Source organism: Synechococcus sp. EJ6-Ellesmere, from assembly GCF_024345875.1.
Lineage (GTDB): Bacteria > Cyanobacteriota > Cyanobacteriia > PCC-6307 > Cyanobiaceae > Regnicoccus_A > Regnicoccus_A antarcticus.
The window spans coordinates 1-5,277 of record NZ_JAGQBY010000192.1; the positions used below are offsets into that span (position 1 = coordinate 1).

Here is a 5,277-nt window from a genome sequence, read left to right on the forward strand (position 1 = left end):
AGCTTGGAGACTCTGTTCTGCTCATCCCAGAAGCCTCTTTGCCCCACAGCCAAAGTAAACAGCGCTTCGTGATTATAACTGGACTGGTCGCTTAATCAAGCCATTACTGGATTTTTCGAGGTTCCCTCAACTTGATGTTAATTGTGTCACCTGGATTGGCGACAAGCAGCGGGCCAGGAATCTGGCCGTTATAAGACCAGAACGAATTGTCGTAGACGCTGTCAAAGGCAGTTTCACCTGGGTTCGCCCGTATTTCCCCTAGCCCCGGCACGTTCAATTGGCTCAGGGTTGACATTCTGAGCGTTAGATTTAGCGATCTACTGGGGCCCCAGCTTGAGTAGTACGAGCCATCTCCTCCCTGGCTGCCATACTTTCCCTTCCCATGCTTCCGGTTCCCCTGTTGCCACTGTGTCCAGCCATTCACCAGAGGCATGTACTGGTCGGGATGGGGCAGGACACTCAGGTACTGACTTGGATCAAAGCCTGGACTCCAATTGGCCAGATTGGCTTGGCCAATGGTCTTCGCATCAAGCAGGGCTTCAAATGTACTCGGGCTCGCCATCTAACGGAAGTTTTTTTATATCGTACCTAGCTCGCCTGGGATTTGGAGGTTTTGTTGCTTGCCTTAACTCATGACCACCTCGAAAAATCCCAATTCCCGTCGGACGGGCTGAGCAAGACTCATGTCCTAGTCTGAGCTGCCCCAGTTCGGAAGCCCCGGCAAGGGCGATTTTTCGAGGTGCTCTTATTGTTCGGCTGATGCTGTTTGCATCGCGGGGCGTATTTGAAATGTGTCCCAGGTGTCCCGTGTCAATCCAATTGATGGGCCCCTCAACCAGATTATCGCCGGATAATCCGCATTGGAGACGCGGCCTGAGCTTTGCGCGCATCGGGTCTGCAGTGACTGCAGCAGACAGTGGTGGATGCCGGCCATACCTTGCTGGCCTGGATTCCGATCCCACTGCAGGAGCTGGAGTCTTGCACTCCCAGCCGCGCAGCCGGTGGTCGCATGACTCTCTCAATTGAGAAGTGTCGGGCAACCAGGGTGAACAGCCACCTGCCAACAGACCCAGCTCCGGTTGGATCATTCCACGTGAACACCTTCAGCCAGATTCTGTCGCTTGATGAACATCATCGTAATGTCATCAAACTGCTCAGCGCCATTCATGAAATCGCGGAGAGCTCGAATCAGTTGCTCTTGCATTTCTTCTACGGGTTGGTAGCAAACATTATCAAACAGCGCTTGCAAACGCTCAAGGTGGAATCTTTCATTCTTGGCATTGCAGGCATCTGTAACACCATCTGTATAGGCAAGTAGAACATCATTGTCATCAAACGTGCAGCAGGCGCTTGCATAGACTGCCTGCTCAAACAAGCCAAGTGCTGGCCCTGTGGATTGAAGCAGCTCATACCGTCCTTCCCTTCGTCTCAGCAAAGGCGCTTCGTGGCCAGCAGACACATAGCTCAGCAGCGAGGTGTCTTCACTGATGTGAGCAAAGAAGACAGTTGCGAAGTACATGCATCCGCCGTGATTCGCGCTCATATAGTTATTGACATCTGTGACGATACTGATCAGTGCTTGTTGCACATCTCCTGGCTCATTATTGGCGAAGCAGACTATAGTTCCATAGCGAATCAAGGTGCGGAAGACGGACATGAACAAGGCAGAGGCGACTCCCTTGTCGCAAACGTCTGCGACGACAAAGAATGAGTGGGTGCCTATTGTAAATACATCATACCAATCACCGCCAACATCGAAGGCTGGATCAGTTAACGCCGTTACAGTATATGAGCGCTCATTCGGAAAAGTCTTTACAAGGAAGAAGCTCTGAATCTCTGCCGCTGTACTAAGTTGTCGGTTTGCAATTCCGTTGAGATATTCGATCTGTTTTTTGGCGGCAATGATCTGCGCTGTCCGATGATTAATCTGATCTACAGAAGCGCTAATCTCTGTAATTGGCGATTGATTATAAAGCTCTTCAATTTCATTGTCATTGTCTCTTCCGCCCCCCTTTGGAATAATGGCAATCCACTCTCCAGTAAGACGTTTTGCAATTGCATTGCTTAAGACAAGTGCAATGAGGACTACTTCCGCCAACCGTCTTAGGGCTGCGTTGATCGAAACTGATAGGTCGTTGACAAAACTGTCTATTGGCGTGAAGATCTGGATATCTTGAGGTTCGGAATACTTGCTATTCTGATATTCGTACTTCCAGTAGGCTGATGTCAGTCGGTCCAAGGGCGATCCACTCCTGGGAGCGAGGATGCTCAGGCGAGGACTAACTAACGGCAGATTCCTATACTCTGACAGCCCAGGCAACACGTTCCTGAAGAATTCGGCACTGAATTGAAGTGGCTCCCGCTTGTCCTTCAATCGCAAGGAGTACCACACATCGACTTCGCCGTTGGGCTTGAGGATTCTTGTCTTCCCATCTCTGATCAGGAGATCATATTCATTCTGCCGTACGGCCTCCATATTACTGGATGCACTCCCTTTAATCATCTCATCCTCACGACCTACCAGGAGTGAATCAAGATCGCCAACTTGCTCGATTGGGCTAATTATATGAACCTTTTGAATAAGCGTGGCCAGGCTATGATTCCTTTGCAACACCATCAATTGGTTTCTTTCATTGGCAATAATGAAGAACTCCACCTTAATTAGAATATAACTAAGAATGATGCATATGAGCACTAACAGCACGCTAGCGAGTGTTTGCAGTGATATTTGATGCCGGCTTTTCTCTCGGCGCTTGTTGCGCTTTAGCTCAATCCAGGAGTAGACAGCATAGGCAACCAAGACGTTGAAAACGCTATTAATAAAGTTTTTATAAACCAGGGTCAAGGCTATATCTTGTCGAGTGCCGTTTAGAAATAACTCCGTAGAAAAGAGAAATGGAGATGCAATTAGAAGTGCATACAGCACTATATCTCGAACAATCCTCCCCCTCCGTATAGCGAGATCGCAGCAGGGACCTCGATTAATCCAGCTAATGAAGGCCATTTCGCCAATCAGCCTTATGGCTGTCAATGAATCGCCAAAAATCCATATGGTCGCCAAAGCTGATGGTATCGCAACCGCGACTCCCCAGCAAGAGCGATAGAGCAAGAATGCGGCAAGAGAAAATAAGGATGCGAACAGTATTTTTGGTCCCAGGAATATAGTGGGAGCATGCAGAGTAGTGACGACACCTGCAATAGTGAGGGCTGCAAGAACTAGGCTGTCACTTGGCAAAAGCTTGCGGATTCCTTTGCCAGATAACCATTCTCTGAATTCTGGAATGATCGCTCTCACTGACTCTGTCCACCCTGGCTGATGGCATCTTGAGCCCGCCTGATTGGCTTACCATCTATTTTGATGCGAAACACCATATAAGGTTGAATCCGCCTATCAGCACCATTGTGAAATATTTGTTGCCGATTCAACTGGTTTGCCGTGAAATAGAGATACCCGTCATCAGCCAATGACAAGCTATCTGGCCAAATCACCTCTGGACTGAACACTATGGTTTGAACACTTTCAACGGATCTACTGTAACGATGAATTGCGTTGTGCTCGTAGTCAGTCAGATAAATACGACCCAGGCTATCGGCTTCCAAGCCATCGGATGCTCCTCCTACTTGGCCATGATCTACCACCATAGTCTGCAGTGCTTGCTCATTGACGGCGCGGTTGATCAGTGATTCTGTTGAAACACTGTACAAATGCCGACTAGTCAATGCACGAAAATATAATGTCTTTCCGTCAGCGGACACAGCAATACCATCTGAGCCAACATTAAATCGTTTGGCTTTCTTGCCTTTCTCTCTGACCATGAGGATCTCTGCTTCCACGACTGGATAGAATTCTGGGTCGGACATCGTAAAGCGGGTTTTCCCGAGCCTTCGCCAATTCTCACCCGTATCCAAGTCCACTACAATAATACCGCCATTACTTGAGGAATCAGTAATGAAGGCATAACCCGCCGTCCCTGCGGCCATCAAAAAGCGAACATCATTGAGATACGTCTCAGAGTCAAGCACAGATTCATCAATCATAATTGTTCTACTGACCTGATTTGTCTTTAAATCAATCGCGATTAGCTTCGGCCCTCCGTATGAGATCGGCAGTGGCCGAATGCTGCCAGTATCTACAATCCAGAGTGTGGATCCTGTCGGGTCAATGACAACGCTCTGTGCTGATACAATCCTCTGACTCTGTGTTTCCCTGTTTCCTTGTTGATTCAGCTTCTTGTTTGGATAGGCAACCGGCTTGCCATTCACGATTTCGCCGACTGTGAACTCAACTTCATCTCCCCAGCGGGGATAATTGATAAAGATTCTACCTGTTGAGGATACTGCAACACCTGTTGGCATGGCTCCCCTGATCTGGGCCACAGGCTCCACATTGCCAATGCGCTCCTGTTTCGGAATTGGAGTTGCCAGCCCTGCAGCACTGTTCATCAGTGCGAGCAAAATCAGCAAGACATAGTGAAACCCTTTCAATTTTAACACGCTTTTAGAATCTTCGAAATACTTCACCAACTATGCTACCTCCCCCTGTGTCAACTAATAAGTCCGCTCGGTCTGACCCATCCACCAGGGGGCCAAATCGATGACCATGAAACCGACCTACGACCAGGCCATACGGACGGAGATCCGTCAGCGCATGAGTCCGCCCAACCGGGAGAGCGTTGCCGAAATCGCACGTGCCATCGGCATCACCAGCCAGACCCTCACCAACTGGTGGAGCCAGTGGCAGAAGCAAGGCCAGCTGGTGCCGGCCACCAGTAAGCCACCGGAGCAATGGAACGCTGCTGACAAGCTGGCCGCGGTGATTCAGGCTGCCGGCCTCAGCGGAGTTGAGCTGGGATCGTTCTGCCGTGAGCGCGGTCTCTACCCCAAACAACGTGCCCGCTGGCGCCAGGCCGCTGAGGATGCCAATGTCCCCAGCACTCCGAGCATGACTGATCAGCGGGAACTGCAACGCAAGAATCAGGAACAAGCTCGTGAAATACGACGCCTGCTGCGCGAGCTGGAGAAGAAGGAGAAAGCACTTCCGGAGGCGTTAACTTTGCTGATGCTCTCAAAAAAGCTCGATCAGCTCTGGCCGCGAAACGTGGAGTCCGACGGCGACCTGCCGAAATCAGTGCCCAGCAGCTCGTTAAGTGGGGACTCCTGAAAAAGCCAAATCAACTGCGCTGCAACTGGTCTCAGCGGTTGGAAGCCGATAAACTGGCAGGGAACGCGGCAATTGCGGATTGTCGCCACTGACGATGGCCGCACATGTACCGGAAG

General features: G+C 50.2%; 3 protein-coding genes. 1 reads left to right on the forward strand and 2 read right to left on the reverse strand.

All coding sequences use genetic code 11. The features are described from left to right. Window positions 1–1,084 precede the first annotated feature (1,084 nt). Complete coding sequence (locus tag KBY78_RS16305) at window positions 1,085–3,295, reverse strand: PP2C family protein-serine/threonine phosphatase (RefSeq protein ID WP_255144444.1); 2,211 nt, start codon at window positions 3,293–3,295, stop codon at window positions 1,085–1,087. Next, window positions 3,292–4,521: a major royal jelly family protein gene (locus tag KBY78_RS15890; protein ID WP_255144445.1), complete on the reverse strand. Its 1,230-nt coding sequence runs from the start codon at window positions 4,519–4,521 to the stop codon at window positions 3,292–3,294. The genes KBY78_RS16305 and KBY78_RS15890 overlap by 4 nt, the downstream gene beginning before the upstream one ends. A gap of 73 nt (window positions 4,522–4,594) precedes the next feature. On the opposite strand from KBY78_RS15890, the gene KBY78_RS15895 reads away from it, so the two are divergent. Beyond that, complete coding sequence (locus KBY78_RS15895) at window positions 4,595–5,161, forward strand: helix-turn-helix domain-containing protein (RefSeq protein ID WP_255144446.1); 567 nt, start codon at window positions 4,595–4,597, stop codon at window positions 5,159–5,161. Window positions 5,162–5,277: the final 116 nt, after the last annotated feature.